Raw genomic sequence first — 25,729 nt, 5'->3', positions numbered from 1 at the left:
CCCACACTTAGATTTCCATACACATCAAAATAGATTCAGGCCCGGCCAATCGGTGCAAATTTGGCTTGGGTATATTCCGCCAGCACCGCTGCCGGCAGCTCCACTTCCAATCCCCGTCTCCCCGCGCTCACAAAAATCGTCGCGAACGGCTGCGCCGTCTCGTCGATAAATGTACGCAAACGCTTTTTCTGCCCCAACGGGCTGATGCCCCCTAGCAAATAGCCAGTGGAGCGTTGCGCCGCCGCCGGGTCAGCCATTTCGACTTTTTTCACTCCTGCGGCGTGCGCCAGGGCCTTGAGGTCCAGACTTCCGACGACCGGCACCACCGCCACCAGCAGCTCACCTTTTTCACTGCTTGCCAGCAAGGTCTTGAACACCTGCGCCGGGTCCAGCGCCAACTTCTCCGCGGCCTCCAGGCCATAGGATGCGGCCTTGGGATCATGTTCATAACTGTGGATGCGATGTTCGGCGCGAACTTTTTTCAACAGGTCCAATGCAGGGGTCATGCTGGCTCCAGGCGTGGCAAACAGATGGCCAATTCTAGGCCAACCCCGCATAAAACGCTCTACCGCGCGCACCTTGACGCACACACACAATGTTACAAGCGCGGTCATTCACCCAATCAATAGTTTGAAAGTGACCGATGGTTCACTTTCGACCTTTGACAGCCGTCATTCTTGTCTATATTTTTTCGTTTCCGAATACTGTAGGAATGCACCTACAGCAATCGAGCAGGAAGCCGCGGCCGGGATGGGGATCCTTGCCACGGTGAAAATCGCGCAACGCTCCGTTGAGGGCGTGCGCCAGACAAGAACAACAACTGAGGTTTTCCATGACTACTGCTCTTCAACAGCCCTCGCTTTCGAGTCAATGCATGGCCGAATTCCTGGGGACTGCGCTTCTGATCTTCTTCGGCACCGGATGTGTCGCTGCGCTCAAGGTGGCGGGTGCCAGCTTTGGTTTATGGGAAATCAGCATTATCTGGGGGGTTGGCGTCAGCATGGCGATCTACCTGAGTGCCGGCATTTCCGGAGCTCACCTCAACCCAGCGGTGAGTATCGCCCTGTGTATTTTCGCCGACTTCGAAAAACGCAAACTGCCCTTCTATATCCTTGCCCAAGTTGCCGGCGCCTTCTGCTCGGCAGCGCTGGTGTACACCCTCTACAGCAACCTGTTTTTCGATTACGAACAAACCCACCATATGGTTCGCGGCTCCCAAGCCAGCCTGGAATTGGCGTCGGTGTTCTCCACCTACCCCCATGCGCTGCTGAGCACCGCCCAGGCGTTCCTGGTAGAAGTGGTCATCACCGCGATCCTGATGGGCGTGATCATGGCCCTCACCGATGACAACAACGGCCTGCCACGTGGCCCGCTGGCGCCCCTGCTGATCGGCTTGCTGATCGCGGTAATCGGCAGCGCCATGGGCCCATTGACCGGTTTTGCGATGAACCCGGCGCGGGATTTCGGCCCCAAGCTGATGACGTTTTTCGCTGGCTGGGGTGAAATGGCTTTCACTGGCGGCCGCGATATTCCCTACTTCCTTGTACCGATTTTCGCGCCGATTGTCGGTGCATGCCTCGGTGCTGCGGCCTATCGCGGGCTGATTGCCCGTCACTTGCCGAGCGCCGCACCTGCTATAGCTGAAACAACTGACACGGCTGTCAACGGCAAGACCCGTATTTCCTGATAGCGCCAGCCTGGACGCACCTGCCCTCTTCGCGGCCCAGGCTGATTACCGATTTTCTTATTTTCCAAGGCATTCGACATGACCGATATTCAGAATAAGAACTACATCATCGCCCTCGACCAAGGCACCACCAGTTCCCGGGCGATCATCTTTGATCGTGACGCCAACGTGGTCTGCACCGCCCAGCGTGAATTCGCCCAGCATTACCCGCAAGCCGGTTGGGTAGAACATGACCCAATGGAAATCTTCGCCACCCAAAGTGCGGTGATGGTTGAAGCCCTGGCACAGGCCGGCCTGCACCATGACCAGGTTGCTGCCATTGGCATCACCAACCAACGTGAAACTACCGTGGTGTGGGACAAGGTCACCGGCCGCCCGATCTACAACGCTATCGTCTGGCAATGCCGCCGCAGCACTGAGATCTGCCAGCAACTCAAGCGCGACGGCCACGAGCAATACATCAGCGACACCACGGGCCTGGTCACCGACCCGTACTTCTCCGGCACCAAGCTCAAATGGATCCTCGACAACGTCGAAGGCAGCCGCGAACGTGCGCGCAATGGCGAACTGCTGTTCGGCACCGTCGACAGCTGGCTGATCTGGAAATTTACCGGCGGCAAGACCCACGTCACCGACTACACCAATGCCTCGCGCACCATGCTCTTCAACATCCACACCCTGGAGTGGGATGCGAAGATGCTGGAGACTCTCGACATCCCGCGTGAGATGTTGCCGGAAGTTAAGTCGTCGTCGGAAATCTACGGCCGCACCAAAAGCGGCATCGCCATCGGTGGTATCGCCGGTGACCAGCAGGCCGCACTGTTCGGCCAGATGTGCGTCGAAGCCGGCCAAGCCAAGAATACCTACGGCACTGGCTGCTTCCTGCTGATGAACACCGGTGACAAAGCGGTGAAATCCAAGCACGGCATGCTCACCACCATCGCTTGCGGCCCGCGTGGCGAAGTGGCCTACGCCCTGGAAGGTGCCGTGTTCAACGGTGGCTCCACCGTGCAGTGGCTGCGTGATGAGCTGAAAATCATCAACGATGCCCATGACACCGAATACTTCGCTGGCAAAGTCAAAGACAGCAACGGCGTGTACCTGGTACCCGCGTTTACCGGCCTGGGCGCTCCGTACTGGGACCCGTACGCCCGTGGCGCACTGTTCGGCCTGACCCGTGGCGTACGCGTGGATCACATTATTCGCGCAGCCCTGGAGTCGATTGCCTACCAGACCCGTGACGTACTCGACGCCATGCAGCAGGACTCCGGCGAACGCCTCAAAGCCCTGCGCGTGGACGGCGGCGCGGTGGCCAACAACTTCTTGATGCAATTCCAGGCCGACATCCTCGGCACCCAGGTCGAGCGCCCGCAAATGCGCGAGACCACCGCATTGGGCGCCGCCTACTTGGCGGGCCTGGCGTGCGGCTTCTGGGGCAGCCTGGACGAGTTGCGTGGCAAGGCCGTGATCGAGCGCGAATTCGAACCGCAACTCGAAGAGAGCGAAAAAGAGAAGCTCTACGCCGGCTGGCAAAAAGCGGTCAGCCGCACCCGAGACTGGGAGCCGCACGAAGGCGCTGAATAAGCCAACCTCGGGTTGTAACTGGTAGGGAGCAGATTCCTGCGTCATCATGGGCCACTTTTGTATGGCAGCCCAAAGGACGCCTCATGAATCTGCCTCCCCGCCAACAACAAATCCTCGAACTGGTTCGCGAACGCGGCTACGTCAGTATCGAGGAAATGGCGCAGCTCTTCGTCGTCACCCCGCAAACCATCCGCCGCGATATCAACCAGCTGGCGGACGCCAACCTGCTGCGCCGCTACCACGGCGGCGCGGCCTATGACTCCAGTGTCGAAAACACCGCGTACGCCATGCGTGCCGACCAGATGCGTGACGAGAAACAGCGCATCGGAGAAGCCATTGCCGCGCAAATCCCCGACCATGCCTCGCTGTTCATCAATATCGGTACCACCACCGAGTCCATCGCCCGTGCGCTGCTCAACCATAGCCACCTGAAAATCATCACCAACAACCTCAACGTCGCCACCATGCTCAGCGCCAAGGACGACTTCGACGTGCTGTTGACCGGCGGTAACGTGCGGCGTGACGGCGGTGTCGTGGGCCAGGCGAGTGTCGACTTCATCAACCAGTTCAAAGTGGACTTTGCCTTGGTGGGCATCAGCGGGATTGATGAAGATGGCAGCCTCTTGGACTTTGATTACCAGGAAGTACGCGTCTCCCAGGCGATCATTGCCAATGCGCGCCAGGTCATCCTGGCGGCGGACTCCAGCAAATTCGGACGCAACGCCATGATTCGCCTGGGGCCAATCAGCCTGGTGGATTGCCTGGTAACGGATCAGCAGCCGGTGCCGGCGCTGGTGCAGCTTTTGAATCAGCACAAGGTCCGACTGGAAGTCGTTTGAACGCTCGTTCCCACGCTCCGCGTGGGAACTATCAAATTGTTCACAAATTTTCCTTTCCCCGCCCTTCGATGAGTTTTTTCAATCGAAGTCGGGTAGCTGTGCCCGCATTTATCAGCTACCATTTTCGCAAATGAACATTAATGTTCGAATTCCAAGACGAAAAACAGTCGCGAGGCCAGCCGATGAACCCTTCCACCTTGCCTGCCCCACCGCTTGCCGAAGTCTATGACGTAGCCGTAATCGGCGGCGGGATCAATGGCGTCGGCATTGCAGCAGACGCAGCCGGGCGCGGTTTGTCGGTATTCCTTTGCGAAAAGGACGACCTGGCCAGCCACACCTCATCTGCCAGCAGCAAGCTGATCCACGGCGGCCTGCGCTATCTCGAACATTACGAATTTCGCCTGGTGCGCGAAGCCCTGGCCGAACGTGAGGTGTTGCTGGCCAAGGCGCCGCACATCGTCAAGCAGATGCGCTTCGTACTCCCGCACCGCCCACACCTGCGTCCGGCCTGGATGATTCGCGCAGGCTTGTTCTTGTACGACCACCTGGGCAAGCGCGAAAAGCTCGCCGGTTCGAAAAGCCTCAAGTTCGGCGCCGACAGCCCGCTGAAAAGCGAAATCACCAAAGGCTTCGAATACTCCGATTGCTGGGTCGATGACGCCCGCCTCGTGGTGCTGAACGCCATGGCCGCCCGCGAAAAAGGCGCACACATCCACACCCAGACTCGCTGCATCAGCGCCCATCGCAGCAAGGGCCTGTGGGAAATGAACATGGAACGTGCCGACGGCAGCCTGTTCTCGATCCGTGCCCGCGCACTGGTGAACGCCGCCGGCCCGTGGGTCGCCAAGTTCATCAAGGACGACCTCAAGCTCGATTCGCCCTACGGCATCCGTCTGATCCAGGGCAGCCACCTGATCGTGCCAAAACTGTACGAAGGCGCCCACGCGCACATCCTGCAGAACGAAGATCAGCGCATCGTCTTCACCATTCCGTACCTGAACCACCTGACCATCATCGGCACCACCGACCGCGAATACACCGGCGACCCGGCTGCAGTTGCGATCACCGAAGGTGAGACCGACTACATGCTCAAGGTGGTCAACGCACACTTCAAGAAACAGCTGAGCCGCGACGACATCGTGCACACCTATTCCGGCGTGCGCCCGCTCTGCAACGACGAGTCGGACAACCCGTCGGCCATCACCCGCGACTACACCCTGGCACTGTCCGGCGGCACGGGCGAAGCGCCGATCCTGTCGGTGTTCGGCGGCAAGCTGACCACCTATCGCAAGCTCGCCGAGTCGGCGATGGCGCAATTGGCCCCGTACTTCACTCAGATGCGCCCAAGCTGGACCGCCACGGCCAGCCTGCCTGGCGGCGAAAACATGACCACGCCAGAAGCCCTGGCCGACGCCATTCGCAACAAATTTGACTGGGTGCCGAGTGAAATCGCGCGCCGTTGGTCTACCACCTACGGCAGCCGCACCTGGCGCTTGCTGGAAGGCGTGCAGTCGTTGACCGACCTCGGCGACCACTTGGGTGGCGGGTTGTACACCCGTGAGGTCGATTATCTGTGCACTGAAGAATGGGCAACCCAGCCCCAAGATGTGCTGTGGCGTCGTACCAAGTTGGGCCTGTTCACCACCCCGGAAGAACAGGACAACGTGCAGCGCTACCTGGCCAAGGTCGAGCACAACCGCGGCAAGATCGAAGCCGCCTGATACAACGCCCCATCAAAGCCCCTGCACCGAAAGGTCCAGGGGCTTTTTCATGGGTTGAGCGCCTGCTGCTGATAGCGCAAACCCATGTCTCGAATGCCCGTGAAGGCCGACCCCAGCAACACCGGATAAGCCGCCTGCAGAAAGCCCGGTGTCGCCGTCAGCAGTGCCCGCTCCAGCCACAGGCACGCCTGGGCTTCATCGCCCTGTTGTGCCAGCTCCGCAGCGTGGTTGTATTGCCCACGAAAATCCCCAGCCTCAGCCGCGCGCTGATACCACTGTCGAGCCAGCGACACGTCCTTGGGCACCACCACGCCCTCGTGATGAAAACGCCCGAGCAGGTTCATCGACTTGGCGTGGCCCTTGGCTGCGGCCTGACCGAACAGCGTGAAGGCGGCTGAGAGGTTTTTCTCGACACCACGACCACGGGTCAGCAATTGACCGTAGTTATACAAACCCCAATCCAGGCCCAGCCCGGCCGCCTGCCGATAATGCAGGGCCGCTTGAGGCAAGTCGATGTCACTGCCCCAGCCATTTTCCAGGCAACGGCCGATCATGTTGATCGCCATCGGATGGCGATGCTGTGCAGCGATGCGGAACCAGCTCAACGCCAACGCCTGGTCTTTCTGGATGCCATGCCCGTCCAGCAACAACTGCCCGAGGGTCGCTTGGGCGTCCACGTCGCCCAATTGCGCGGCGTGCATCACCCACCGCGTATAGGCACGCGGGTTCTCGCCGATGTCCGACGGTTCACTGTGCATTTTCGTGTGTGCCTCGATGACCAAACCTGACGAAAGTTTCATGAAACATTTGATTACAAACTATTACATTTGAGATCGGTTATCAATTACGACCGTATATCAATTCTATTAACAAGAGATCACTCAATGGCTACCGGGATCAGTTCTGCCCCCCTCTCAACGCGGCATTTGCTCGCATCGGCGGTGGGTTTGGCAGTGGCTGCGCAAGGAGGATTCAGTTATGCAGCGGAGACTGCGGCAGATGACGGCACAGGGGTAATCCAGCTAGGCGCGACCAGCATCGAAGGTCAGGCCCAAAGCACCTACAACCCTGTGGCTCCTTCTTCCCCCAAGTACACCGAAGCCCTGCGCGACACGCCGCAGACGATCACGGTGGTGCCCAAGGAAGTCATTCATGATCAAAACCTGCTGACCCTGCGCGATGTGCTCAGCACCGTGCCGGGCATCACCTTCGGTGCCGGCGAGGGCGGCAGTGGCTACGGTGACAGCATCAACCTGCGCGGGTTTTCCGCCAGCGGCGACATCTACGTCGACGGCGTTCGCGACAGCGCGCAATACAGCCGCACCGACCCGTTCAACCTGGAGCAGGTCGAGGTCGTCAGCGGAGCAAGCTCCGTGTATTCAGGTTCGGGCGCAGTCGGCGGCACCATCAACCTGGTGAGCAAAACCCCCGAACTGCGTGACAAAACCACACTCAGCGCCGGTATCGGTACCGACAGCTACAAGCGCATCACCCTGGACTCCAACCAGCAACTCAACGACACCACGGCGTTCCGCCTGAACCTCATGGCCCATGGTAATGATGTGCCGGGGCGCGATTATGAAGATTACTCGCGCTGGGGCATTGCACCCTCCATCGCGTTTGGCCTGGGCACGCCGACACGGGTCACCGTCAGTTATGAACATCAGAAAGATGACAACACACCGCAGTACGGCATCCCGATCTACAACGGCAAACCCATGCCGGGTGTGGGTTGGAGCGACTACTACGGCTACCACAACATCAATGACCAGCAAATCACCTCGGACGCGTTCAGCCTGAAGCTTGAGCACGACTTCAACGACGCCGTGTCCGTGCGCAACTTCACCCGCGTTGAACGCGTGCGCCAAGACTTGCGCGCCTCCGGCCCCGAAGGCGCGCAAGCCGGCTGCCTGGCCAGCGGCACCCAGATCACCGGTGCGCCTTGCGCCGCAGGCCTGAAGCCAGGCTTCTTCCAGCCGAGCGGCGGCTCGCTGGGCAACGAGCGCAACACCCAGAACAAGATGTTCACCAACCAGACGGACGTGACCAGCCACTTCAGCACGGGCTTTATCGACCATACGCTGGTGACCGGCATCGCCATCAGCCGCGAGGAATACGAAGCGGATACCGGAAAATGGCTGACCAACAGCAATGGCAGCACGATAGTGCCGCCGCCGGTCAGTTTCAGTGACCCAAATTCCTATTGGTCAGGCCCCGTCAACTTCACCCGTGCAGCCCACGTCGATGGTGCGTTGAACAACCGGGCCGCCTACGCCTTCGACACGCTCAAGCTGAACCCGCAATGGGAAATCAACGGTGGCTTGCGCTACGAGCACAACGCGGGCAGCTCAGTCAGCAATGCCTACTCCGCCACCGGCGTGGAAACACCGGGTACCCGCTATGGCCAAGCGGATGACCTGACGTCCTATCGCCTGGCACTGGTTTACAAACCTGCGGAGAACGGCAGCTTCTATGTCGCCTACGGCAACAGCAAGACCCCGTCCCAAGCGAGCGTCAACGGCGGTTGCTACACCCCGGCCAAAACCTCCAGTGTGGCCACCAACAACTGCAACGTCGCTCCGGAAACCGCCGTCAGCTATGAAATCGGCACCAAGTGGGACTTCCTCGACAACGCCCTGTCAGTCACCGGCGCGATCTTCCGCAATGACCGCACCAACTACAAGGTTGCCGATAACGACCCAACCAACCTGAGCGGCACGCAAACCCTGGACGGTAAAGCGCGGGCCGATGGCGTGGCATTGGGCCTGAGCGGTGCATTGACCGATCGCTGGAAGGTCTTCGCCAACTACACCTACCTCGACACCCGCGTACTGCGCAGTGCCAGCGACTACACCCTGGCGACGACCGGTATCGATACGCAGAAAGGTGAACCGCTGCCGTTCACGCCAAAACACGCGGCCAGCCTCTGGACGGTGTACGACCTGCCATACGACTTCCAGGTGGGCTACGGCATCACCGCGCAGTCCAAGCAGTATCTGGTCAGCGCCGCCGGAGCACCGACTGCGCCCGGCTACGCGGTGCAGCGCGCGATGCTGGGTTACAAGGTGAACAAACAGTTGAACCTGCAGTTGAACGTCAACAACCTGTTCGACAAGGAATACCTGACGCGCATCCGCAACAACGGTTGGGCCGTTCCGGGTGATGGTCGTGCGGCGGTGGTGTCGGCCGACTATACGTTCTGATCACTTCGTTGGAAAAAGCCCCGCAGCTAACCCTCGCGGGGCTTTTTCACGTTCCATGATCGCGCCGACGGCCATTCGGTTTTCCGAACACTATCCCCCACCCTATTCGGTTTGCCGTACTCCTCGGTTACAAATTCCTCGTCACACAAAGTTAATCTCGATATAAATCAAGTAGTTAATCTTTTATTCCTGGTCTGGCACGACTCATGCTCTACACTCCCTGACGATTGCCTGAGACGCCTCAGGAGCCGTCACGGGCATTCGCTGTACAAGAGAGCCGTTTAGCCGGCTTCATAAAAAAAACAAATGTCGAGGAAGTATTGATGCGCATCGTTCCCCATATCCTGGGCGCAGCTATCGCTGCTGCTCTGATCAGCACTCCAGTTTTCGCCGCCGAACTCACCGGCACACTGAAGAAAATCAACGACTCCGGCACCATCACCCTCGCGCACCGCGACAGCTCCATTCCGTTTTCCTACATCGCGGATGGTTCGGGCAAACCTGTGGGCTACTCCCACGACGTTCAGCTGGCTGTTGTTGAAGCCCTGAAAAAAGACCTGAACAAACCCGATCTCAAGGTCAAGTACAACCTCGTTACCTCGCAAACCCGTATCCCGTTGATCCAGAACGGCACCGCGGACCTCGAGTGCGGCTCCACCACCAACAACGCCGAGCGCGCCCAGCAAGTCGACTTCACCGTCAACATCTTCGAGATCGGCACCCGTCTGCTGGTCAAGAAAGACAAGGATGGCAAGCCGTCCTACGCTGACTTTGCCGACCTCAAAGGCAAGAACGTCGTGACCACCGCTGGCACCACGTCCGAGCGCATCATCAAAGCGATGAACGCCGACAAGCAAATGGGCATGAACGTCATCTCCGCCAAAGACCACGGCGAATCCTTCCAGATGCTGGAAAGCGGCCGTGCCGTTGCCTTCATGATGGACGACGCCCTGCTGGCCGGTGAAGAAGCCAAGGCCAAGAAGCCCGATGACTGGGTTATCACCGGTACTCCGCAGTCCTTCGAAGCCTACGCATGCATGGTTCGTAAAGACGACCCTGCGTTCAAGAAAGCTGTCGATGACGCCATCGTTGGCCTGTACAAATCCGGCGAGATCAACAAGATCTACAGCAAGTGGTTTGAGAGCCCGATTCCACCAAAAGGCCTGAACCTGAACTTCCCGATGAGCGAGAAGGTGAAGGAGCTGATCGCCAACCCAAGCGACAAGCCAGCGCCTGACGTAAAAATCTGATACCTGACTAAGCTTATCTCCTGAGGGAGCCAACCCTCCCTCAGGCGTCTGTTACTACCTGCTGGTTTTATTTTGGAACACTCGACCTGGCGGTTTTCGAGCCGATCTTGTGTGCCTGGCGTTCGCCGCCGGGCGGGAATGGACTTTCCCCAAGCGGGTGCTTGTACATTGATCGATCTCGAGGGGAGACCCTAATGAATTACAACTGGGACTGGGGCGTGTTCTTCAAGTCCACCGGCGTTGGCAGCGAGACTTATCTCGACTGGTACATCGCTGGCTTGGGCTGGACCATCGCCATCGCTGTTGTGGCATGGATTATCGCCTTGCTGCTGGGCTCCATTCTGGGGGTCATGCGCACCGTGCCAAACCGCATCGTATCGGGCATCGCGACCTGCTACGTGGAACTGTTTCGTAACGTGCCGCTGCTGGTGCAGCTGTTCATCTGGTACTTCCTGATACCCGACCTGCTGCCGCAAAACCTGCAGGACTGGTACAAGCAAGACCTCAACCCGACCACGTCGGCCTACCTGAGCGTCGTGGTGTGCCTCGGCCTGTTCACCGCCGCTCGTGTGTGTGAGCAAGTGCGTACGGGTATCCAGGCGCTGCCACGCGGTCAGGAATCTGCCGCGCGCGCCATGGGCTTCAAGCTGCCGCAGATCTACTGGAACGTGCTGCTGCCCCAGGCCTACCGGATCATCATTCCGCCGCTTACCTCGGAATTCCTCAACGTCTTCAAGAACTCCTCCGTGGCGTCCTTGATCGGCCTGATGGAGTTGCTGGCGCAAACCAAGCAGACCGCCGAGTTCTCGGCCAACCTGTTTGAAGCCTTCACCCTGGCCACGCTGATCTACTTCACCCTGAACATGAGCCTGATGCTGCTCATGCGCCTGGTCGAGAAGAAAGTCGCGGTGCCCGGCCTGATCTCCGTGGGGGGTAAATAATGGACTTCGATTTCAGCGGCATCATCCCCGCAATCCCAGGCCTGTGGAACGGCATGGTCATGACCTTGCAGTTGATGGTCATGGGCGTGGTCGGCGGCATCGCACTGGGCACCGTGCTTGCGCTGATGCGCCTGTCGTCCAGCAAACTGCTGTCACGCCTGGCCGGCGCCTACGTGAACTACTTCCGCTCGATCCCGCTGCTGCTGGTGATCACCTGGTTCTACCTGGCGGTGCCATTCGTGCTGCGCTGGATCACTGGCGAAGACACCCCGATCGGTGCGTTCACCTCCTGCGTCGTGGCCTTCATGATGTTCGAAGCCGCGTACTTCTGTGAAATCGTGCGGGCCGGCGTGCAGTCGATCCCCAAGGGCCAGATGGGCGCAGCGCAAGCGATGGGCATGACCTATGGCCAGACCATGCGCCTGATCATCCTGCCCCAGGCGTTCCGCAAGATGACCCCGTTGCTGCTGCAACAGTCGATCATCCTGTTCCAGGACACCTCGCTGGTCTACACCGTGGGCCTGGTGGACTTCCTCAACTCCGCCCGCTCCAACGGCGACATCATCGGCCGCTCCAATGAGTTCCTGATCTTTGCCGGTGTCGTCTACTTCATCATCAGCTTTTCCGCCTCGCTGCTGGTCAAGCGTCTGCAAAAAAGGTTTGCCGTATGATCTCTATCAAGAACATCAACAAGTGGTATGGCGACTTCCAGGTGCTGACCGATTGCAGCACTGATGTCAAAAAAGGCGAAGTGATCGTGGTGTGCGGGCCCTCGGGCTCGGGCAAATCCACCCTGATCAAGTGCGTCAACGCGCTGGAACCGTTCCAGAAGGGCGACATCGTGGTCGACGGCACCTCCATCGCCGACCCAAAGACCAACCTGCCGAAACTGCGCTCGCGCGTGGGCATGGTGTTCCAGCACTTTGAACTGTTCCCACACCTGACCATCACCGAAAACCTGACCATCGCGCAGATCAAGGTACTCGGCCGCAGCAAGGAAGAGGCCACCAAGAAAGGCCTGCAACTGCTCGACCGCGTTGGCCTGTCGGCGCATGCCCACAAGCATCCGGGCCAGTTGTCTGGCGGCCAGCAACAACGTGTGGCTATCGCCCGCGCGCTGGCCATGGACCCAATCGTCATGCTGTTCGACGAACCGACCTCCGCCCTCGACCCGGAAATGGTCAACGAAGTGCTGGACGTGATGGTGCAACTGGCTCACGAAGGCATGACCATGATGTGCGTGACCCACGAAATGGGCTTTGCCCGCAAAGTGGCCGACCGCGTAATCTTCATGGACGCCGGCAAGATCATCGAAGACTGCCCTAAAGAAGAGTTCTTCGGCGACATCAGCGCCCGCTCCGAACGCGCGCAGCACTTCCTTGAGAAAATCCTGCAGCACTAAAGCAACACCACCCATCCTGTGGGGCGGGCTTGTGTAGTGAGCGGGCTTGCCCCGCGCTGGGTGGCAAAGCCGCCCTAACCCAGTCACCGTATTTCTCCAGACAGAACTAGGGTGCCTGGTTTTGGGGCGGCTTCGCCCCCCAGCGCGGGGCAAGCCCGCTCACTACACAAGCCTGCTCGCACTGCTGGTTGACCCAAGGCATCTGTGATGAAATGCGACCCCAATCAATATCGCGCCGCGCCGCCATCACTTGCCGTGAAGCCTCGTCTGATTCGCCAGCTGTTCCTGCCGCCGTTGATCGTCGCCCTGATGATCGGCTTGGGTTTTATCGGCTTCTGGGTCAGTGAGTACTATGGCATCCGCACCCTCAGCGACACCGGCGAACGCCAGTTGGAGCTGCACGCCCGCACCGTCGAGAGCGAACTGAGCAAATACACCTACCTGCCCAGCCTTCTCGAGCTGGAGTCCAGCGTTTCCAAGCTGCTGGCCGACCCGAGCCAGGAAACCCGCAAGACCGTCAACGATTACCTCGAAGGCCTGAACCGACGCAGTCGCAGCCGCGCCATCTACGTGATGGACACCACCGGCCGTGTGCTGGCCACCAGTAACTGGCGCGATGCCGACAGTTACCAGGGTGAAGACCTGTCCTTCCGTGCCTATTTCCAGAATGCTGTACGTGGCCAACCCGGGCGCTTCTACGGTATCGGCAGCACCAACGGTGAACCCGGTTATTACCTGGCCCATGGCCTGGAAGAACACGGCAAAATCATCGGCGTGGCCGTGGTCAAGGTGCGCCTCGAAGCGCTGGAAGAACGCTGGCAGCGCGCTCGCCTTGAAGCCTTTGTGAGCGACGAGAACGGCATCATCATCCTGTCCAGCGATCCGGCCCGCCGCCTCAAGGCCGTGCGGCCGCTGAGCGATGACACTAAAGAGCGCCTGGCCCACAGCCTGCAATATTACTGGGCCACGCTCAACGAACTGGAACCCCTGGCCCGCGAACGCCTCAACGAAGGCACCGAAAAACTCACCTTCCCGGCCAACAGCGAAGTGGTCAACGACGAGCACGAAGTCAGCTACCTGGCGCAGACGCGTCCGCTCAACGACACGCCGTGGAACTTCACCCTGCTCACGCCCCTGAATGACCTGCGCCGCGCCGCGATCAACCAAGGCATCCTGGTGGCCGTCGCCTTTGGTTTGGTGGCGTTCTTGTTGATCGCCTGGAACGAGCGGCGCAAGGTCATCGCCACCCGCCTCGCCGCGCGAGAAGCCTTGCAGGAAGCCAACAGCCAGCTGGAGCGTCGGATTGCCGAACGCACCGCCGACTTGCGCGCCAGCAACGAACGGCTCAAGGGCCAGATCCGCGAACGACGCCAGGCCGAAGAAACCCTGCGCCGCGCCCAGGACGAACTGGTGCAGGCCGGCAAACTGGCGGCCATCGGCCAGATGTCCACCAGCATCGCCCATGAACTCAACCAGCCCTTGGCCGCGCTGCGCACCTTGTCCGGCAACACCGTGCGTTTCCTCGAACGCGGCGCCTTGGACACCGCCAGCGCCAACCTCAAGACCATCAACGAACTGATCGACCGCATGGGCCGCATCACCGCCAGCCTGCGTTCCTTTGCCCGGCGCGGTGACGATCAAGGCGAGGCCAGCCTGACAAAAGCGGTGGATGCCGCGTTCCAGGTGCTCGGCGCACGCCTGGACAGCCTGCCGCTAACCCTGCACAGCGACTTTTCCCCCGCGCAATTGCAGATCGACCAGACGCGCCTGGAACAGATTCTTGTCAACCTGATCGGCAATGCCCTCGACGCCATGCAAGCCCAGCCGGCCCCGCAACTGTGGCTGGAAGGCGGCACCAGCGAAGGTAAATACCGCCTGCTGGTGCGCGACAACGGCCACGGCATCGACCCCGAGGCGCGCAAGCATTTGTTCGAACCGTTCTTTACCACCAAACCCGGCGAGCAAGGCCTGGGCCTGGGCCTGACCCTGTCCGCCAGCCTCGCGGCGGCCACCGGCGGCAACCTCGCCGTGGAGCACCCGGCCGGTGGTGGTACTGCCTTTGTCTTGTGCCTGCCGTTGGTGGGTACTCAAAAAGCTGAGTCCACATGAATACTGACCCTAAAGACCTCACCGTCCTGATTGTCGAAGACGATCCCCATGTGCTGCTCGGCTGCCAGCAGGCCCTGACCCTGGAGGACATTCCCAGCGTCGGCGTGGGCAGTGCCGAAGAGGCGCTGAAACGTATCGGCGAGAACTTCGCGGGCATTGTGATCAGCGATATCCGCCTGCCGGGCATCGACGGCCTGGAGTTGCTCACCCGCCTCAAGGCCCTGGATAAAAGCCTGCCGGTGGTGTTGATCACCGGCCATGGTGATATTTCCATGGCGGTCGGCGCGATGCGCAACGGCGCCTACGATTTCATGGAGAAACCCTTCTCCCCCGAACGCCTGGTGGACGTGGCTCGCCGCGCCCTGGAACAACGCGGGCTGGCACGAGAAGTCTGGTCGCTGCGTCGCCAGTTGGCCGAGCGCGACTCCCTGGAAGGCCGCATCATCGGCCGCTCGCCGGCCATGCAGAACCTGCGCGAATTGATCGCCAACGTCGCCGACACCTCGGCCAACGTCTTGATCGAAGGCGAGACCGGCACCGGCAAGGAACTGGTCGCCCGTTGCCTGCATGATTTCAGCCGCCGCCACGATCACCAGTTCGTTGCCCTGAACTGCGGCGGCCTGCCGGAGAACCTGTTCGAAAGCGAGATATTCGGCCACGAAGCCAACGCCTTCACCGGCGCCGGCAAACGCCGCATCGGCAAGATCGAGCACGCTCACGAAGGCACGCTGTTCCTCGATGAAGTGGAAAGCATGCCGATCAACCTGCAGATAAAACTGCTGCGCGTGTTGCAGGAACGCACCCTGGAACGTCTGGGTTCCAACCAGAGCGTAGCGGTGGATTGCCGGGTGATCGCGGCCACCAAGTCCGACCTCGACGAACTGAGCCGCGCCAGCCAATTTCGCAGCGACCTGTATTACCGCCTCAACGTGGTCACCCTGGAACTGCCTCCGCTGCGCGAGCGCCGTGAAGACATCCTGCAATTGTTCGAACACTTCCTGCAGCAGTCGTCGCTACGTTTTGACCGCAGTGTGCCGGAGCTGGACAACCAGACCCTGTCGACCCTGATGAGCCACGACTGGCCGGGCAACGTACGCGAACTGCGCAACGTCGCCGAACGTTTTGCCCTCGGCCTGCCCGCCTTCAAGAAAAGCGGCGCCGGCAGCGGCAGCGGTGGCTTGGCCTTTACCGAAGCGGTGGAAGCCTTCGAACGTAACCTGCTCAGCGATGCCTTGCAACGCAGCGGCGGCAACTTGACCCAGGCGAGCCAGGAACTGGGGCTGGCCAAGACCACGCTGTTCGACAAGGTCAAGAAATACGGGTTGAGCCACTGATGGATCTGCTATTAAAGGCCGCCCTTGGCGCAGCAATGGTGCTGGTTCTAGCGGCGCTGGCCAAGACCAAGAACTATTACATCGCAGGTCTGGTGCCGCTGTTTCCGACTTTTGCGCTGATCGCCCATTACATCGTCGGCAAGGGCCGCTCGGTGGAGGATTTAAAGACCACTATCCTGTTCGGGATGTGGTCGATCATTCCGTACTTTGTGTACCTGGCGACGCTGTACGTGATGGTGGACCGGATGCGGTTGGAGGCGTCGCTGGCCGTTGCGGCGGTGGCGTGGTTGATCGCGGCGACGATATTGGTCAACGTGTGGGTTCGCGTACATTACTGACCCAACGCTATCAAAATTGTGGGAGCGGGCTTGCTCGCGAAAGCGGTGGTTCAGTTGGAACATCTTTGACTGACACACCGCTTTCGCGAGCAAGCCCGCTCCCACATTTGAACCCCTGGGTGTCAGCGGACAATCTTGTCGACTTGGATGCCCAGCTTTTTCAGGCGATACCAAAAGCTTCTTTCTGATATCCCGATCTTCTGCGCCGCCGCAGCCTGCACGCCGTTGCTCTCCTGCAAGGCGGCCAGGATATAAGCCTTCTCAACCTCCGCCAACGCCGCATCCAGATCCTGGGGAATGCCGGGGCCGTCGCTGAGGATCGCTGTCACACCACCTTCGCTCGGTTTGGAGGCAAACAGATACCCCGGCAGGTCGATGTCCTCGATCACCGGCGTGGCCGCGACGATCGTCGCCCGCTCCACGCAGTTTTGCAGTTCACGAATGTTGCCCGGCCAGTGATACGCCGCCATGGCCTGCAACGCTTCGGGGCTGAAGCCGGTGATGCGTTTGCCAGCGGTAGCGCTCAAGGTCTGGGCAAAGTGCCGGGCCAACGGCGCGATGTCTTCCACACGCTCACGCAAAGCCGGCAGCGGGATTGGGAACACGTTGAGGCGGTAATACAGGTCTTCGCGAAACTCCTTGTTGGCCACCGCATCCAGCAGGTTCTTGTTGGTGGCGGCGATCACTCGCACATCCACCTTGCGCTCACGCGGATCGCCCACCGGCTCGATCACCCGTTCCTGCAAGGCGCGCAAGATCTTGGCCTGCAACGCCAGCGGCATATCGCCCACTTCATCGAGAAACAGCGTGCCCTTGTCAGCCTGCTGGAAGCGCCCTACCCGGTCCGACACAGCTCCGGTAAACGCGCCTTTGCGATGGCCGAACATTTCGCTTTCCAGCAAGCCTTCGGGGATGGCCGCGCAGTTGACCGCCACAAAGGGCTTGTCGGCACGGCTGCCGTGCTTGTGGATAGCCCGCGCGACCATTTCCTTGCCGGTGCCGCTTTCGCCGGTGAGCAGGATGGTGGCGCTGCTGTCGCGCACCGAATCCACTGCTTGCAGCACTTTGCGAAACGCCGGGCTGTCACCCACCAGGCTGTCGAATTGCGCATGTTCGTCCAGTTCGGCGCGCAGGCGGGCGTTGTCGCGCATGATGTCGCGAAACTGCAGGGCCTTGGCCACGGTGATGTCCAACTCGTCGATATCGAACGGTTTGGCGATGTAGTCGTAAGCGCCGTTGCGCATCGACTGCACCGCATTTTTCACCGTGCTGTACGCCGTCATCACGATCACTGGCAAGTGCGGGTAGCGCACCTTGATCTCGGCCAACAACGCCGGCCCGTCCATGCCCGGCATGCGCCAGTCACTGATGACCAAGTCGATGTCTTCCTGTTCCAGTACCTTGAGCGCATGCAGGCCGTTGCCGGCGGTGAACACCTGGATACCGCTCTGGCTCAGGGCTGACGACAGCAAGTCACAGAGTTTGGGCTCGTCATCGACTACCAATACGTTATGCGTCATGACCTTCCTCGTCGTCTCCGTCTTCGTCACCCTGAGCCGGAATGTACAGGCTGAAGGTGGCGCCGGCATCTTTCTCACTGGCGCATTCAATGCTGCCGTCGTGACTTTCCATGATCGAATAGACTTTGGCCAGGCCCAAACCGGTGCCGGACGCCTTGGTGGTGACGAATGGCGTGAAGATGCGCTCGATCATATCCGCCGGGATGCCCTGGCCGGTGTCGGCGATGCTGATCAAGGTGTTGTCGCCCACGCTGCGAATGCCCAGGGTCAATCGCCCGCCTTCGGGCATTGCGTCGATGGCGTTGAGAATCAGGTTGAGACAGGCCTGCTTGAGTTGCTTGGCGTCCGCGTAGATCTTCGCATCCGGCGCCTGGTCATCGACTTGTGCATCAATGTTGTGGCTGGCGAGTTCCGGCGCACAGAAGCCAAGGATTTCATCCACCAGCGGACGCGCCGCTTGCAACACCCGGATGGGCGGGTTGGGCTTGGCGAAGTCGAGGAATTCGGTAATCAGGTCGTTGATTCGGCTGACCTCGCTGATCACGTACTCCAGATGGCGCTTGTCGGTTTCCGCCAGGTCGGCACGCCGATGCAGCAGCTGCGTGGCGGTCTTGATGATGCCCAGCGGGTTGCGGATCTCGTGGGCCAGGCCCATGGCGACTTCACCCAGGGCATGCAAGCGGTCACGCCGGCGCAACTGGGCTTCAAGGTGATGCAGTTCGCCCAGGCGTTCGGTCATGTGGTTGAAGGTGCTGCTCAATTGCGCCAGCTCGTCACCGCCGCTGACCAGCACACGGTGCTCATAATTGCCGGAAATCACCGCGTCCACGCCTTGTGACAAGTCCCGCAGCGGCTTGGTCAGCCGCCGCGATACCAACACCCCGGCTGCCAGCGACAGCGCTGAGCTGAGCAAGAAAATCAACACGAACAGATTGCTCTGGTTCACCAGCCCCACCAGGCTGGTATGGCGCAGCAGCCCGCTGAAAATCACGCCTTGCAGCTCGCCGGCATCATTGAAAATCGGCCAGTACAGGCCACTGTACTTGCTGGTGAACTGCTCGCTCGGTTGCTTGGTGCTGCGCATCGCGGCTTCAACACTTTTGGGGATGCGCGAGGGGTGGTCGACGAAGCGCTGGGTCGAAAAAATCTCCGAGAACCCATCAGGGTTGGCCAGGTACAGGCGCAGGTCGAGGGAGTGCACATCGGCCACGCTGGTGAGGAAGCTGCTGTCCAGGTAGGTCGCCACCAGCAACAGGTAGTCCTCGCCGTCACGGTTGGTCTCGAAGGTCGAGACCACCAGCCCCGTGCTCACGCCCGCTACTTGTACGGTCTGCAACACGGCGTTGCTGGTCAGGTTGATCTGCTTGACGATGTCATCGGCAGCCGTGCTGAACACCACCTTGTGGTCGCTGACGCGAATCAGCGCCACCACGTCGATGTCCGTGGCGTCGGCAATGTCGGCGGTCAGTCGATCATGCTTGGCGGCCTGCCTGGACGATGGCGGGCTGGTGTAGCGCAGGAACAATTTGGCCATGCGCGCGTTGTCGTGAAGGATGTCGCCAATCTCGTCCTTGACGATCTTGGTCGACTCCTGCAGCCAGATGCGCACGTTGCTGTCGAAAATCTGCGACAGCGTGGTCGCCGCCAACTCCGCCGCAATCATCGTGGGAATTACGCTGACCAACCAGAACGCCAGCACCAGCTTACGCTGGACGCTCCAGCGCGAAATGGCAAAGGGGCGGGCTTTCTGGCGGGTCTTGGTGATCATCAGGTTTCGCTTATCGCAGCAGCCATGGCAGGGTCGGAACGGTCCGGTCGAATAAACATTTTCACTACTTTGAGCAGGCCGTTCACCAGCCGGTTACGGTGCCGGAAAAACAGGCTGTTGCCCTGGAACTCGCAGCCCAGGCGCAGCTTACTGGCATACCCGGCCTGCCCGCACTCGTACAACGCAATATTGTGTTGAATACAGTAGTCGACATTGGTCAGCCAACTGCGGAAGTACAGGTTGTATTCACGGGTGAACTCGACGTCATGCCCGAAAAACTTGTCCACCAGCCGGTGCTCGTCCACCAGGATCAGGTTGAACGCCACCAGATGCTCGTCGACCCAGTAAAGAACACACACCGCACGTTCTTCAAGGCGTTCAAGCACCCCGGTGAAGTAACCGGCAGGCAGGCGTTCGAATTGCAGGTCGGCACGGGTCAGCGTGGCTTCGTACAGGCGCATGATCTCGGGCAACACATCGTCGATGTTGCGCCGCCACTCTACCCGCGGCCCCGGCGCTCGCAGTTTGCGGCGCAGGTCTTTGCGGGTGGATTTACCCAACGAACCGAGGTAGGCGTCCACCGAGCCATAAGGCAGCGGCAACAGCCCAGTAGGCAGGCTTGGCATGCTTTGGAAACCCGCGGCACGGCAGCTTTCTGCCCAGTGCGGGTCGTTGGTCGGCGCGTCCTTGACCGCCACCAGGCCGATACCGAACTCGTCGGCATCCTGGCGTGCAGCCGCGAGCACATGCTTGAGCAGCAGCGGGCGATGCGCCTCGGGCACGCTGCTGGCAAAACCTGCGTCGCAGCGCTCGGCCACCGGCGAGCCGATGGCATACAGGCCCAACTGCAAAACACCCGGCCACAGTCGCTCCAGGCGTTCGGTCAAACGCTTGCCCGCGCCCGACACCGTGGTGTCGAGGCGATAATGCGTGATGAACGCGGCAGCCACCGCCACCAGCGTTCCATCTTCGTAAACAGCCAGGTAACGCCACCGGAAGTCATCGATAGCGGCGTTTTCCACGGCAACGTAATAGTCCCAGTCCTCCAGGGCACCGGGGAAACAGTCGTTCCAGGCACTGCGCTGGATGGCCCGGATAGTCGAGAAGGCTTGGGCGGTTATCACGTCAGGTCCTTAAGGCTTACGCCCGCTGTCGATAGTCTTCGGGTGCCTCGATGGCGTGGGCATGTTGTTCGATGAACTCGGCACTCAACTCGATCACGCGGCGGTATTGCAGGTCGACGGTGATCATGTGATAGCAGTTGTCCAACAGGATCTTGGTCACCGGACCACCGAGGTGGCGCTCCACATAATCGGCGTTCCAACGGCTGGTAATGTCATCCTCGATGGAATGCAGCACCAACGCTGGCACCTTGACCTGGGGCATGCGCTTCTTGACTACTGCGTTCATCCGGTGCAACTCGCGCACCGTGATGCCCTCCATCGTCAGCAAGCCCGCCTCGCTGCTGTGCCCTTCCTTCATCTGCCGTTCGACGATCGCCCGCAGGCGCTCGTTCTTGATGCCATACGGCGGCTTCTCTTCGAAGCGACAGATATGCACGCCGAACGGAATCTTCATCAGCAACGGCGTCAGGAACGCCAGCTTGTGAATGCTCCAGCCGTCGTACTTCAAAGTGGTGGAATACATCAGCAACCCGGCCACTTGGCCAGGATGCTCGGACGCCACGTACATCGACATCACCGCGCCCATGGACAAGCCACCGACAAACACCTGCTCATGCCGCTGCTTGACCTGGACGAAGGTCTTGCGCACCCCTTCGTACCAGTCCAGCCAGCCGGTAGCCTGCAGGTCGCTGTTGCCACCGCAATGCCCGGCCAGGGTCGGCACGTACACCGTGCAGTTGCCCGCCTTGGCCAGGCCTTTGGCGACCTGGCGCAATTCCGTCGGGGTGCCGGTCAGGCCGTGGATCAGCAGGATCCCGACCGGACCTTCACCGAGAACGAAGCCGGCATCACCTTCACCGAGGTCGATCTCAGTTGTGTTCACCGTTTGGTCGCCCGCACCAGCAGTTGCTCAAGCAGCTTCAAGCCCAGGTCGATTTCCGGGTAGCTGATTTCCAGGGACGGTGCCAGGGTGATCACGTTTTTGTAGTAGCCGCCCACGTCGAGGATCAAGCCCAGTTTCTGGCCATCCACGATCATGTCGCCTTTCATGCCTTCTTCGACCATGTAGTCCAGGGTCGCCTTGTCTGGGGTGAAGCCGTCCGGGCCGCAGATTTCGCAGCGCAGGGCCAGGCCCAGGCCGTCGACGTCGCCGATGATCGGGAAGCGTTTTTGCAGGTCTTGCAGGCCTTCCAGGAAGTATTTGCCCTTGGCCATGACCATCGCGCCGTAGTCGACTTCGCTGGTCATCTTGAACATTTCCAGGCCTACCGCCGTCCCCAGTGGGTTGGAGGCGAAGGTGGAGTGGGTCGAACCTGGTGGGAAGATCTTCGGGTTGATCAACTCTTCACGGGCCCAGATGCCGCCCAGTGGGTTGAGGCCGTTGGTCAGCGCCTTGCCGAAGACGATCACGTCCGGTTGCACGTCGAAGTGCTCGATCGACCACAGTTTGCCGGTACGGTAGAAGCCCATCTGGATTTCGTCGGACACCATCAGGATGCCGTGTTGATCCAGCACTTGCTTCAATTCGCGGTAGAAGTTCATCGGCGGGATCACGTAGCCGCCAGTGCCCTGGATCGGCTCGACGTAAAACGCGGCGTATTCGCTGGAACCGACTTTCGGATCCCACACACCGTTGTATTCGGTCTCGAACAGACGCGCGAATTGCTGCACGCAGTGGCTGCCGTACTCTTCCTTGGTCATGCCTTTAGGGCCGCGGAAGTGGTACGGGAACGGGATGAACTGCGCGCGCTCGCCGAAGTGGCCGTAGCGACGACGGTAGCGGTAGCTGGAGGTGATCGACGATGCGCCGAGGGTACGGCCGTGGTAGCCGCCTTCGAAGGCGAACATCAGGCTCTTGCCGTTGGTGGCGTTACGCACGACTTTCAGGGAGTCTTCGATGGACTGCGAACCGCCGACGTTGAAGTGCACGCGACCGTCGAGGCCGAACTTTTTCTTGGCGTCGACTGCGATCATTTCCGACAGCTCGATCTTGCCTTTGTGCAGGTACTGGCTGGCAATTTGCGGCAGGGTGTCGATCTGTTGTTTCAGTGCATTGTTCAGGCGCGGGTTGGCGTAACCGAAGTTGACCGCCGAGTACCACATTTGCAGGTCGAGGTAGGCCTGGTCTTCGGTGTCCCACACGTAGGAGCCTTCGCAACGGCTGAAAATACGCGGTGGCTCGATGTAGTGAACGGTGTCGCCGTAGGAGCAATACTTGGCTTCTTTATCCAGAAGAATCTGGTCTTCGGCGGTAGCGATACGGATATCAGACATGGTGGAAGAGTTCCTGATTGTCAGCAGCAGTAAAGGTGGTGGCGTTGGCAGCAATGCCTTGAGGCAGTTGGGCCAGCAATGCAGGCACTTCGGCGAACGTGTCGAAGCGTGCATGGGGAATGTTGTGGGTCACGCAGTAGTCGGCGAGACTGCCTTTGGCGAAGACGAAGTCGGCGGTCGAGGCCACGCACATGTCGGACTTGCCGTCGCCGATCACCAGCACGCGCTTGTTGCGCGGCGTGGATTTGCACTTGCAGTTGCCGGAGGCGGCACGGCAGGCATCGCTGGAGTACGGGAAGTCGATGCGCCAGCTGTTCTGGTCGACTTGGCGCAGGCGGTTGGCGAGGATCGGCAGCAAGGTCACGTAGTTGCGCGACAGGATCCGCGCGATGCCTTGCTCGATGCCGTCGCTGACCACTTCGATGGTCGCGCCCAAGCCCATGACGTGGTCGACGAAGTCCGGGAAGTCCGGGTCGATTTCGACGCTGTCGAAATACGTCAGCAGTTCGGTTGGGGTGGCTTTGATCAGCGCCAATTGGCGGCTCAGGCATTCGCGTGAACCGATATGCCCATCCAGCCATTCCTGTTCGATGGTTTCCCACTCGGGGCCGGCGAAGCGTTGGAGGACGTTGTCGATGACATCGGTGGGGGTAATGGTCCCGTCGAAGTCACACACGATATGCCAGTGGATCATCTGCGATTACCTTGGAAGAGGAGCGCGCTCTGTGCGCTTGCAAAGGGTGTACAGCAGGGAGTGTGCCAACTGGCTATCGCCCAGCGGGGCTGGGGGTTTGGCAGATATCGATGATGATATGTGTCGCGCCAGCTACAATTTTTGTAGCTTGCTACAAACAAGATGAGTGCTTGCGCGAGGGGGGCCCTTCGCGCGTTCATGCGCGCATGTCCACACAAGGAAACCGTTTCATGCTCAAGGTCAGTTCTGCTGTATTCATCGGTTTGCTGGGGCTGTGGGGCTTTTCCAGCACGGCCCTGGCCGATCCGATCACCGGTGAAGTGGGCGCGGGCCTCAGCTATCAACCCCACGACCCTACCGGCAGCCGCTACGAAACACGTCCCGTGCCCTACCTGGACCTGGACTGGGGCAACGTCAGCCTGAGCACCGATGACGGCCTGACCTGGAGCGCGCTGAACACCAACGGTTTCACGGCTGGCCCCTACGTCAACTACCTGCAAGGGCGTACGTCAAATGGCTCGCTGCAGGGCCTGCGCAACGTCTCGGACATGGCCGAAGTCGGTGGTTTTGTGCAGTACGCACCGGCCGAGTTCTGGCGGGTGTACGCCCAAATGGGCCAAACCGTCGGCGGCGGGCGCGACCAAAGTGGCGTGGTCGGCAAACTCGGCGGCGAGCTGGGCTACCCGCTGGGTGGCGGGATTATCGGCAGCAGCGGCCTGATGGCGCACTTCGCCGACGCCCGCCAAACCCAGACCTATTTCGGCGTCGATGCCGACGAATCCGCGGCCTCTGGCATTCGCCCCTACAACGCCAGCGCGGGCTTCCAGAACCTCACGCTGACCCAGAGCTTTGAATTCCCGCTGGCCTCCAATTGGTCCCTGCTGACCAGCGCCAGTTGGGTCCACCTGGTGGGCTCGGCGGCCAACAGCACCATCGTCAAGGAGACCGGCGACGTTAACCAAGGCCAGGTGCAGACGGCGATCAGCTACAAGTTCGACTAAAACCACACACTTTTTTACAAACTGGTCTGAGCCTTGCAATAACGCCCCTGAATCCATTTTTCCAGGACGTTCTTCATGGCTCGCCCCGCTTACCGCCTGCTCCATCACTCGCTGTGGGACCTGATCCCCATTGCCATGGGCCTGGCGCATTTCGCCTTTGTCATCTGGTTGGTCACCGCCTTCCATAGCCTGAGCTGGTGGGCCCTGGCGCCGCTGGCGTTGGTGTACGCGGTGAGCCTGTCGTGGAGCATCAACAGCATCTCCCACAACCAGATCCACAATGCCTACTTCACCCATCGCGCAGTGAACCGTGCCTTCGACCTGCTGCTGTCGGTAACCATCGGTTTTTCCCAGACGCTGTACCGCGACATCCACAACCGCCATCACCGTGGCAACGCCGACCTGCCGGGGCCGGATGGGCAAACCATCGACCCGCTGTCGATCTACCAGCGCGGCAAAAATGGCCAGCCGGAAAACCCGTGGTCCTACACGTTCCTGAGCTTTTTCCGTGACGATCCCAAGCCGTTCTACGACGAAATGAAGCGAAAACGCCCGGCGGATGCACGTTGGGTCAAGGTCGAGATCGTGGTGACGGTGGCGTTCTATATCTCCCTGGCGTTCTACAACTGGCAGGCAGTGCTGTGGCTGCTGCCGTTCTGGTACCTGGGCCAGTGCCTGTCATCACTCAATGGTTACTATGAACACTTCGGCGGCAACCCGGACCTGCCTATTGCCTGGGGCGTGAGTTCCTACAGCGTGCTGTACAACCTGATCTGGATGAACAACGGCTATCACGCCGAGCATCACTACCGGCCAAAGATGCACTGGACCAAAGTGAAGGCGTTTCACCGCGAGATCGCCGAGCAACAGCGTGAAGCCGGGGTCAAGACGCTGCCGGTGTCGCACGGCTTGGGCTTCTTGGTCGCACACCGCAAATAAC

The 25,729-nt window shown here is 60.2% G+C and carries 22 protein-coding genes; 14 read left to right on the top strand and 8 right to left on the bottom strand.

The window, feature by feature from the left end:
• Positions 1-35 precede the first annotated feature (35 nt).
• On the bottom strand, positions 36-506 hold the full coding sequence (gene ybaK, locus HF257_RS10595) for a Cys-tRNA(Pro) deacylase (protein ID WP_185707598.1): 471 nt from the start codon (positions 504-506) through the stop codon (positions 36-38).
• Between the two features lie 326 nt (positions 507-832).
• Here ybaK and HF257_RS10590 point away from each other — a divergent pair, with 326 nt between their 5' ends.
• The 4 genes from HF257_RS10590 (at position 833) to glpD (ending at position 5,831) form a co-directional block, all read left to right on the top strand.
• Positions 833-1,687, top strand: coding sequence for an MIP/aquaporin family protein (locus HF257_RS10590; protein ID WP_185707600.1), 855 nt, complete (start codon positions 833-835; stop codon positions 1,685-1,687).
• Positions 1,688-1,765: 78 nt separating this feature from the next.
• Entirely contained in the window at positions 1,766-3,271 is a 1,506-nt protein-coding gene (gene glpK, locus HF257_RS10585) for a glycerol kinase GlpK (protein ID WP_185707602.1), read from the top strand.
• An 83-nt stretch (positions 3,272-3,354) separates the two neighbouring features.
• Positions 3,355-4,110 carry a DeoR/GlpR family transcriptional regulator gene (locus HF257_RS10580; protein ID WP_176994865.1) on the top strand — a complete coding sequence of 252 codons (756 nt, stop codon included), beginning with the start codon at positions 3,355-3,357 and terminating at the stop codon, positions 4,108-4,110.
• A 182-nt stretch (positions 4,111-4,292) separates the two neighbouring features.
• Positions 4,293-5,831, top strand: coding sequence for a glycerol-3-phosphate dehydrogenase (gene glpD, locus HF257_RS10575; protein ID WP_185707838.1), 1,539 nt, complete (start codon positions 4,293-4,295; stop codon positions 5,829-5,831).
• Positions 5,832-5,878: 47 nt separating this feature from the next.
• Here the strand turns inward: glpD and HF257_RS10570 are convergent, their stop codons facing one another.
• Positions 5,879-6,589 carry a tetratricopeptide repeat protein gene (locus HF257_RS10570; RefSeq protein WP_185707605.1) on the bottom strand — a complete coding sequence of 237 codons (711 nt, stop codon included), beginning with the start codon at positions 6,587-6,589 and terminating at the stop codon, positions 5,879-5,881.
• 126 nt (positions 6,590-6,715) lie between these two features.
• Here HF257_RS10570 and HF257_RS10565 point away from each other — a divergent pair, with 126 nt between their 5' ends.
• The 8 genes from HF257_RS10565 (at position 6,716) to HF257_RS10530 (ending at position 16,408) form a co-directional block, all read left to right on the top strand.
• A complete protein-coding gene (locus HF257_RS10565; protein ID WP_185707607.1) occupies positions 6,716-9,034 on the top strand; it encodes a TonB-dependent receptor in 2,319 nt (772 codons plus the stop codon).
• Between the two features lie 323 nt (positions 9,035-9,357).
• A complete protein-coding gene (locus HF257_RS10560) occupies positions 9,358-10,284 on the top strand; it encodes a glutamate/aspartate ABC transporter substrate-binding protein (protein ID WP_090366491.1) in 927 nt (308 codons plus the stop codon).
• A gap of 194 nt (positions 10,285-10,478) precedes the next feature.
• Positions 10,479-11,225: an amino acid ABC transporter permease gene (locus tag HF257_RS10555; protein ID WP_065906793.1), complete on the top strand. Its 747-nt coding sequence runs from the start codon at positions 10,479-10,481 to the stop codon at positions 11,223-11,225.
• Positions 11,225-11,896 (top strand): amino acid ABC transporter permease, encoded by a 672-nt coding sequence (locus HF257_RS10550; RefSeq protein ID WP_017137030.1) that lies wholly within the window; start codon positions 11,225-11,227, stop codon positions 11,894-11,896. Before HF257_RS10555 ends, HF257_RS10550 begins: the two co-directional genes overlap by 1 nt.
• The gene (locus tag HF257_RS10545; protein ID WP_017137029.1) at positions 11,893-12,627 is read left to right on the top strand and encodes an amino acid ABC transporter ATP-binding protein; all 735 of its coding nucleotides are present in this window, start codon (positions 11,893-11,895) and stop codon (positions 12,625-12,627) included. Before HF257_RS10550 ends, HF257_RS10545 begins: the two co-directional genes overlap by 4 nt.
• Before the next feature lie 207 nt (positions 12,628-12,834).
• Entirely contained in the window at positions 12,835-14,736 is a 1,902-nt protein-coding gene (gene aauS, locus HF257_RS10540) for a two-component sensor histidine kinase AauS (protein ID WP_185707609.1), read from the top strand.
• Positions 14,733-16,070, top strand: coding sequence for a two-component response regulator AauR (gene aauR / locus HF257_RS10535; RefSeq protein WP_185707611.1), 1,338 nt, complete (start codon positions 14,733-14,735; stop codon positions 16,068-16,070). Before aauS ends, aauR begins: the two co-directional genes overlap by 4 nt.
• Positions 16,070-16,408, top strand: a complete 339-nt coding sequence (locus HF257_RS10530) for a GlpM family protein (protein ID WP_185707613.1) — start codon at positions 16,070-16,072, stop codon at positions 16,406-16,408. The genes aauR and HF257_RS10530 overlap by 1 nt, the downstream gene beginning before the upstream one ends.
• A gap of 122 nt (positions 16,409-16,530) precedes the next feature.
• On the opposite strand, the gene HF257_RS10525 is transcribed toward HF257_RS10530, so the two are convergent.
• Genes HF257_RS10525 through HF257_RS10500 form a run of 6 tightly spaced genes read right to left on the bottom strand, consistent with a single transcriptional unit; the run spans position 16,531 to position 23,788 of the window.
• Positions 16,531-17,928 carry a sigma-54-dependent transcriptional regulator gene (locus HF257_RS10525; RefSeq protein WP_185707615.1) on the bottom strand — a complete coding sequence of 466 codons (1,398 nt, stop codon included), beginning with the start codon at positions 17,926-17,928 and terminating at the stop codon, positions 16,531-16,533.
• Positions 17,918-19,696 carry a sensor histidine kinase gene (locus HF257_RS10520; RefSeq protein WP_185707617.1) on the bottom strand — a complete coding sequence of 593 codons (1,779 nt, stop codon included), beginning with the start codon at positions 19,694-19,696 and terminating at the stop codon, positions 17,918-17,920. Before HF257_RS10520 ends, HF257_RS10525 begins: the two co-directional genes overlap by 11 nt.
• Positions 19,696-20,820 (bottom strand): GNAT family N-acetyltransferase, encoded by a 1,125-nt coding sequence (locus HF257_RS10515; RefSeq protein WP_185707619.1) that lies wholly within the window; start codon positions 20,818-20,820, stop codon positions 19,696-19,698. Before HF257_RS10515 ends, HF257_RS10520 begins: the two co-directional genes overlap by 1 nt.
• 16 nt (positions 20,821-20,836) lie before the next feature.
• The gene (locus tag HF257_RS10510) at positions 20,837-21,703 is read right to left on the bottom strand and encodes an alpha/beta hydrolase (RefSeq protein WP_185707621.1); all 867 of its coding nucleotides are present in this window, start codon (positions 21,701-21,703) and stop codon (positions 20,837-20,839) included.
• A complete protein-coding gene (locus HF257_RS10505) occupies positions 21,700-23,094 on the bottom strand; it encodes an aspartate aminotransferase family protein (protein ID WP_185707623.1) in 1,395 nt (464 codons plus the stop codon). Before HF257_RS10505 ends, HF257_RS10510 begins: the two co-directional genes overlap by 4 nt.
• On the bottom strand, positions 23,087-23,788 hold the full coding sequence (locus tag HF257_RS10500; RefSeq protein ID WP_185707625.1) for an MtnX-like HAD-IB family phosphatase: 702 nt from the start codon (positions 23,786-23,788) through the stop codon (positions 23,087-23,089). The genes HF257_RS10505 and HF257_RS10500 overlap by 8 nt, the downstream gene beginning before the upstream one ends.
• Before the next feature lie 230 nt (positions 23,789-24,018).
• Here HF257_RS10500 and HF257_RS10495 point away from each other — a divergent pair, with 230 nt between their 5' ends.
• Together HF257_RS10495 and HF257_RS10490 are read left to right on the top strand one after the other, a co-directional pair.
• Positions 24,019-24,789, top strand: coding sequence for a MipA/OmpV family protein (locus HF257_RS10495; RefSeq protein ID WP_185707628.1), 771 nt, complete (start codon positions 24,019-24,021; stop codon positions 24,787-24,789).
• A 75-nt stretch (positions 24,790-24,864) separates the two neighbouring features.
• Positions 24,865-25,728: a fatty acid desaturase gene (locus HF257_RS10490; protein ID WP_185707630.1), complete on the top strand. Its 864-nt coding sequence runs from the start codon at positions 24,865-24,867 to the stop codon at positions 25,726-25,728.
• Position 25,729 lies beyond the last annotated feature (1 nt).

It is taken from the genome of Pseudomonas cremoris (assembly GCF_014230465.1).
Note: the sequence above shows the minus strand (reverse complement) of the source record. Positions and strands in the feature narration are given on the sequence as shown.

What these genes read in the sequence shown, in the direction of transcription:
- HF257_RS10525 (WP_185707615.1), bottom strand. Translation starts at nt 17,928, where the DNA reads ATGACGCATAACGTATTGGTAGTCGATGACGAGCCCAAACTCTGTGAC.
- aauS (WP_185707609.1), top strand. Translation starts at nt 12,835, where the DNA reads ATGAAATGCGACCCCAATCAATATCGCGCCGCGCCGCCATCACTTGCC.
- HF257_RS10550 (WP_017137030.1), top strand. Translation starts at nt 11,225, where the DNA reads ATGGACTTCGATTTCAGCGGCATCATCCCCGCAATCCCAGGCCTGTGG.
- HF257_RS10520 (WP_185707617.1), bottom strand. Translation starts at nt 19,696, where the DNA reads ATGATCACCAAGACCCGCCAGAAAGCCCGCCCCTTTGCCATTTCGCGC.
- HF257_RS10565 (WP_185707607.1), top strand. Translation starts at nt 6,716, where the DNA reads ATGGCTACCGGGATCAGTTCTGCCCCCCTCTCAACGCGGCATTTGCTC.
- HF257_RS10500 (WP_185707625.1), bottom strand. Translation starts at nt 23,788, where the DNA reads ATGATCCACTGGCATATCGTGTGTGACTTCGACGGGACCATTACCCCC.
- HF257_RS10545 (WP_017137029.1), top strand. Translation starts at nt 11,893, where the DNA reads ATGATCTCTATCAAGAACATCAACAAGTGGTATGGCGACTTCCAGGTG.
- ybaK (WP_185707598.1), bottom strand. Translation starts at nt 506, where the DNA reads ATGACCCCTGCATTGGACCTGTTGAAAAAAGTTCGCGCCGAACATCGC.
- HF257_RS10495 (WP_185707628.1), top strand. Translation starts at nt 24,019, where the DNA reads ATGCTCAAGGTCAGTTCTGCTGTATTCATCGGTTTGCTGGGGCTGTGG.
- glpD (WP_185707838.1), top strand. Translation starts at nt 4,293, where the DNA reads ATGAACCCTTCCACCTTGCCTGCCCCACCGCTTGCCGAAGTCTATGAC.
- HF257_RS10505 (WP_185707623.1), bottom strand. Translation starts at nt 23,094, where the DNA reads ATGTCTGATATCCGTATCGCTACCGCCGAAGACCAGATTCTTCTGGAT.
- aauR (WP_185707611.1), top strand. Translation starts at nt 14,733, where the DNA reads ATGAATACTGACCCTAAAGACCTCACCGTCCTGATTGTCGAAGACGAT.
- HF257_RS10590 (WP_185707600.1), top strand. Translation starts at nt 833, where the DNA reads ATGACTACTGCTCTTCAACAGCCCTCGCTTTCGAGTCAATGCATGGCC.
- HF257_RS10555 (WP_065906793.1), top strand. Translation starts at nt 10,479, where the DNA reads ATGAATTACAACTGGGACTGGGGCGTGTTCTTCAAGTCCACCGGCGTT.
- HF257_RS10560 (WP_090366491.1), top strand. Translation starts at nt 9,358, where the DNA reads ATGCGCATCGTTCCCCATATCCTGGGCGCAGCTATCGCTGCTGCTCTG.
- HF257_RS10490 (WP_185707630.1), top strand. Translation starts at nt 24,865, where the DNA reads ATGGCTCGCCCCGCTTACCGCCTGCTCCATCACTCGCTGTGGGACCTG.
- HF257_RS10570 (WP_185707605.1), bottom strand. Translation starts at nt 6,589, where the DNA reads ATGCACAGTGAACCGTCGGACATCGGCGAGAACCCGCGTGCCTATACG.
- HF257_RS10530 (WP_185707613.1), top strand. Translation starts at nt 16,070, where the DNA reads ATGGATCTGCTATTAAAGGCCGCCCTTGGCGCAGCAATGGTGCTGGTT.
- HF257_RS10580 (WP_176994865.1), top strand. Translation starts at nt 3,355, where the DNA reads ATGAATCTGCCTCCCCGCCAACAACAAATCCTCGAACTGGTTCGCGAA.
- glpK (WP_185707602.1), top strand. Translation starts at nt 1,766, where the DNA reads ATGACCGATATTCAGAATAAGAACTACATCATCGCCCTCGACCAAGGC.